The organism is Dietzia sp. B19 (assembly GCF_014145155.1).
Lineage (GTDB): Bacteria > Actinomycetota > Actinomycetes > Mycobacteriales > Mycobacteriaceae > Dietzia > Dietzia natronolimnaea.
In genome coordinates this window covers 1-4,788 of the sequence record NZ_JAALED010000038.1, presented here as the reverse complement: position 1 = coordinate 4,788, position 4,788 = coordinate 1, and the positions used below count along the sequence as shown (strand labels likewise).

Sequence of the window (4,788 nt, the reverse complement as noted above, 5' to 3'; positions counted from 1 at the left end):
TCCCGCCGATACTAGCGGCCGGAGCGCAGGCACCGAGCCTTAGATACCGAGCTTCAGACACCGGGCCTCGGACACCGGGCCCCGGAACCCGACGCTCAGACCTCGAGCCTGAGATCAGGCTCCGCCAACAGGACCTCGCCGTCGAACTGCGCGGCGGCCTCGGCGCGCACGGCCTCGCGGTCCGTCCACGGGGGGATGTGGGTCAGCACCAGACGGCCCACCCCGGCCAGTCGGGCGGTCCGGCCGGCCTCGGCACCGGACATGTGGATCCCCGGCGGGCGGCCCTCCTCGTGGGTCCACGAGGCCTCGCAGAGGAACACGTGGGCGCCGGCCGCGAGTTCGACCAGCGAGTCGCAGTAGGCGGTGTCACCGCTGTAGGCCAGGACGCGACCGGACTCCGACGTCAGGCGCATCCCGTAGGACTCCGGCGGGTGATCCACCCGGTCGGCCCGCACGCGCAGGCCCACCTCGCCGTCGTCGCCCGTCATCTCCACGTCGGGCGTGACATCCCACGACCCCACCTCGAAGGTGTCCGACAGATCGTCCACCGCCCCCGGTTCCTCCGCCGAGGCGACCCCGATCCGGTACGCGGTCCCGGACGGCCCGATGAGCGGCACCCGGACCGCGCGCTCGGCCTCCGGACCGTAGCGCCGCAACACCAGCAGGCCCGGGACGTCCAGGCAGTGATCGGCGTGGAGATGGGACAACAGGATCGTGGCGTCCTCCGGCGCGATGTACCGCTGCAGAGCCCCCAACACCCCCGGCCCCATGTCGATCACGACCGGGGCGACCCCCTCGACCTCCACCAGATACCCGGACGCCGGCGAGGTGGGTCCGCCGATACTCCCCGAGCAACCCAGGACAGTCAGAAACATGGGCACCATCGTGCCACGGCCGGCGAGAGGTCGCCCGGAGTGTGCCCCGGCGGGCGACCCGGAACCGGTCCGCGGGGAGGGATCACACCGCACCCGCGAGGCCGACCGACACGAGACCGGGTCCGAGGAACCGGGACGCCACCCTTCGGAAGCTGTCCGGGTCACCGGTCACGAGGTACTCCCGCGTCGCCGGATCCGCCGCGTCGTGGGGGCGCAGCAGGTCCGCGGCGGTGAGCACGCGCAGCACGTCCTTGGCGGTCTCCTCGGCGCTGGAGACCAGCGTGACGTGATCGCCCACCGCGAGCTGGACCACCCCGGACAGCAGGGGGTAGTGGGTGCACCCCAGGACCAGGGTGTCCACGTCCGCGTCCCGGATCGGCGCGAGGTACGCCTCCGCCAGACCCAGGACCTGCCGACCGCTGGTGATCCCGCGCTCCACGAACTCGACGAACTTCGGGCACGCCACCGAGGTCAGGTGGACCCCGGCCGCCGCGGCCACGGCGTCGTCGTAGGCCAGCGACGCGACCGTGGCGCGCGTGGCGATCACCCCGATGCGGCCCGAGCGCGTGGTGGCCACCGCCCGCCTGGCCGCCGGCTGGATCACCTCCACCACCGGTACCGGGTAGCGCTCGCGCGCGTCCCGCAGCATCGCCGCCGAGGCGGTGTTGCACGCGATCACCAGAGCCTTGACCCCGCGGTCGACGAGGGAGTCCGCGACCGCCAGGGCGTGCTCGCGCACCCGGGCCAGGGGCAGCGGCCCGTACGGACCGTTGGCCGTGTCCCCCACGTAGATCAGCGACTCGTCGGGGAGCTGGTCCATGATCGCCCGGGCCACGGTGAGTCCACCCGCCCCCGAGTCGAACACCCCGACCGGGGCCAGTGGATCGGGAGACGTCACCTCGGCGAGCCGGCGTTCCGCCGCTGCCCGGCGGTGACCGCCTGTGGCGTCCGGTCGCGTTTGAGTCCGTACGCCGAGAGGACCCCGCCGATGGCCCCGCCGAGGTGACCCTGCCAGGACACGCCGTCCAGCATCGGGGACAGTCCCGCGAGCGCCTCGAACCCGTAGTAGAAGCCGATCACCAGACCGACGACCAGGTGCAGGAACCGGCGGGAGAACAGACCCCGGACGATCACGTAGAAGATGTAGCCGAACACGATGCCGGACGCCCCGATGTGGACGGTCCCGGTGCCGCCCAGGACCCACGACACGACACCCGAGACCAGCCACGAGATGAGCGTGACGCTGATCAGGGGCCGGATCCCGGACATCGCGATGATCGATCCCAGGACGAGCAGGGCGATCGAGTTGCCGATCAGGTGCGCCCAGTCCCCGTGGAGGAAGGGTTGGAAGATGATGCCGGGGAGTCCGTCGGTCGAGAGCGGACGCACCCCGTAGCCGTCGAGTCCCTGCGGGGGCCCGATGGTGGCCTGGATGACCTGGTCAGCCGCCTCGACCACCCACATCAGTGCGACAAAGGCGAAGAGCAGGATCAGTGCCGGCCAGCGGCGCGGCCCCTGAGGGACGGGCCGGGCGGTCTGGACGCCCCCCGCCCGGAACGTGCGTGGATCTGGATTCACCGTGTTCTCCTCACTTCCCGGTCAGAGCGGTGCACAGGGAGTCCTGCATGAAGGTCAACCAGTGGTAGACGTCCAGGTGCGCCGACCTCGGGTCGTCCTCCGCGACGAACTCGGGGATGTCGGTGGCCGGGACGCCGTCCACCGCCCCGGCCTCGAGCAGCAACGCGCCCAGGCCGAGCCTCACGTCGTTGAGACACCCCATCCAGGCCTGCGCCTGCTCGGGGCTGAGCGAGACCGTCCCACCGCGCGCCGGGAGGGACCTGAGGACCGTCGACGCCGCCGCGAGCTTGACGTCGATGATCTCCGGCTCGTGGATCATGCGCATGCCCGAATTGTGTGCGCGGGCCACCGCGGCGGCGTCCGCGTCGGATCCCCCACCCGGCTCGGGCCGGTGGAAGTCGGGGAGCAGGCGGGCGAGCGGGGCCTCGACGGGGAGCTCGGAGTGGCCGCTGCGCATCCCGGTGATCTCGGCCAACTCGTCCCTCGGCGCGGAGTCGCGCCGCTGCTCGAGCATGTCGACGATGTTGGACACCAGGGCGTGGAGGATCTGCACCTCGTGACCCTCCATGACCGCCTTGACCCGGGGGCCGGTGAGGGAGGACTTGCGCTGCCAGGCCTTCACGGGCTCAGACCTCCCGCTGCATGGTGGCCCACAGTCCGGCCTCCTGCAGCTTCCGGACGTCGTTCTCCACCTTGTCCCGGCTCCCGGAGGAGACCACCGCGCGGCCGTCGTTGTGGACCTTGAGCATGAGCTCGTGCGCCTTCTCCCTGCTGTAGCCGAAGACCCGCTGGAACACGAAGGTCACGTAGCTCATCAGGTTGACCGGGTCGTCCCACACCACGGTGAGCCAGGGACTGTCCACCCCGGCGTCGAGCTCGGTGTCCGTGGCTTCCACGGGCGCGGCCGACGGCATCGCCATCACGGGGACGACGCTCCGGTCGTCCGCGATCTGTGTGGTCACGGTGTGCATACGGCCAAGGATACGGATTACCGCCGGGTCGGCCACGCCGTAGAGTCAGCCGGGTGACCGCGACCGCGCCGACGCGCGCCCCTCACCCGCCGGGCCGTCCGTCCAGCGCACTGCTCACGGACAAGTACGAGCTCACGATGATCCGGGCCGCACTGGCCGACGGGACCGCCGACCGCCCCTGTGTGTTCGAGGTGTTCGCCCGACGGCTCCCGGCGGGTCGCCGGTACGGCGTCGTCGGCGGCACGGGCCGACTCCTGGAGCGGCTCCGGGACTTCCGCTTCGGCGAGGAGGAGCTCGCGGTGGTGGCCGACTCCCTCGACGAGCGGACCCTCGGGTGGTTGCGGGATTTCCGGTTCACCGGCCACATCGACGGGTACCCCGAGGGGGAACTGTTCTTCCCGGGATCCCCGGTGCTGAGCATCCGGGGCGGGTTCGCCGAGTGCGTGCTGCTCGAGACCCTGGTCCTGTCCGTGCTCAACCACGACAGCGCGATCGCCTCCGCCGCCGCGCGCATGACCGCGGCGGCGGACGGCCGACCGATCATCGAGATGGGGTCGCGCCGCACCCACGAGGAGGCCGCGGTGGCGGCGGCCCGCGCGGCGTACCTCACGGGGTTCGCGTCCACCTCCAACGTCGAGGCGACCCGGCGGCACGGGGTCCCCTCCGCCGGCACGTCCGCGCACGCGTTCACCCTGCTGCACACCGGACCGGACGGCCCGGACGAGGCGTCCGCCTTCCGATCCCAGGTGGCCACCCTCGGTGTGGACACCACCCTGCTGGTGGACACGTACGACATCACCCGCGGCGTGGCCACGGCGATCGAGGTGGCCGGGCCCGGGCTGGGGGGCGTCCGGATCGACTCGGGCGACCTCGGGATGCTCGCCCGCCAGGTCCGTGTCCAGCTGGACTCCCTGGGCGCCCACCGGACCCGGATCGTGGTCTCCGGAGATCTCGACGAGTACGCGATCGCGGCCCTGCGGGCCGAACCCGTCGACGCGTACGGGGTGGGAACCCGGCTGGTGACCGGCTCCGGCGCCCCCACCGCCGGGATGGTCTACAAGCTCGTCGAGGTGGACGGCATACCGGTGGCCAAGCGGTCCGCACACAAGGAGTCCCTGCCGGGCGCCAAGCGCGCGGTCCGGCTGCACCGGAGTTCGGGCACCGCGGTCGAGGAGGTGCTCCTGCCGTGGGCGGGTTCCCTGCCGGCCGACCCGGGTCTGGAGCAGCGGGACCTGATGGTCCCCCTCATGCGCGACGGCGACACCGCGGCCGACCTGCCGACCCTGGCCGAGTCGCGGGCGCTCCACGAGTCCGCGATGGTGACCCTGCCGTGGGAGGGTCTGGCCCTGAGCGAGGGCGAGCCG

At 72.1% G+C, this 4,788-nt stretch carries 6 protein-coding genes; 1 reads left to right on the top strand and 5 read right to left on the bottom strand.

Annotation, left to right across the window (positions count from 1 at the left end; genetic code table 11):
* Positions 1 to 95: 95 nt before the first annotated feature.
* The 5 genes from G6020_RS01725 to clpS all read right to left on the bottom strand — a co-directional run bounded on the left by G6020_RS01725 (position 96) and on the right by clpS (position 3,367).
* Positions 96 to 875, bottom strand: a complete 780-nt coding sequence (locus G6020_RS01725; protein WP_182609463.1) for an MBL fold metallo-hydrolase — start codon at positions 873 to 875, stop codon at positions 96 to 98.
* A gap of 82 nt (positions 876 to 957) precedes the next feature.
* A complete protein-coding gene (gene murI / locus G6020_RS01720; RefSeq protein WP_179524845.1) occupies positions 958 to 1,773 on the bottom strand; it encodes a glutamate racemase in 816 nt (271 codons plus the stop codon).
* A complete protein-coding gene (locus G6020_RS01715; RefSeq protein ID WP_182609462.1) occupies positions 1,770 to 2,453 on the bottom strand; it encodes a rhomboid family intramembrane serine protease in 684 nt (227 codons plus the stop codon). Before G6020_RS01715 ends, murI begins: the two co-directional genes overlap by 4 nt.
* A 10-nt stretch (positions 2,454 to 2,463) precedes the next feature.
* On the bottom strand, positions 2,464 to 3,075 hold the full coding sequence (locus G6020_RS01710) for a DUF2017 domain-containing protein (protein ID WP_179524843.1): 612 nt from the start codon (positions 3,073 to 3,075) through the stop codon (positions 2,464 to 2,466).
* A 4-nt stretch (positions 3,076 to 3,079) separates the two neighbouring features.
* Positions 3,080 to 3,367 (bottom strand): ATP-dependent Clp protease adapter ClpS, encoded by a 288-nt coding sequence (gene clpS / locus G6020_RS01705; protein ID WP_241730494.1) that lies wholly within the window; start codon positions 3,365 to 3,367, stop codon positions 3,080 to 3,082.
* A 110-nt stretch (positions 3,368 to 3,477) separates the two neighbouring features.
* Between clpS and G6020_RS01700 the strand changes: the two genes are divergently transcribed.
* Positions 3,478 to 4,788: nicotinate phosphoribosyltransferase (locus tag G6020_RS01700; protein WP_182609461.1), on the top strand; the 1,311-nt coding region annotated here is incomplete at its 3' end.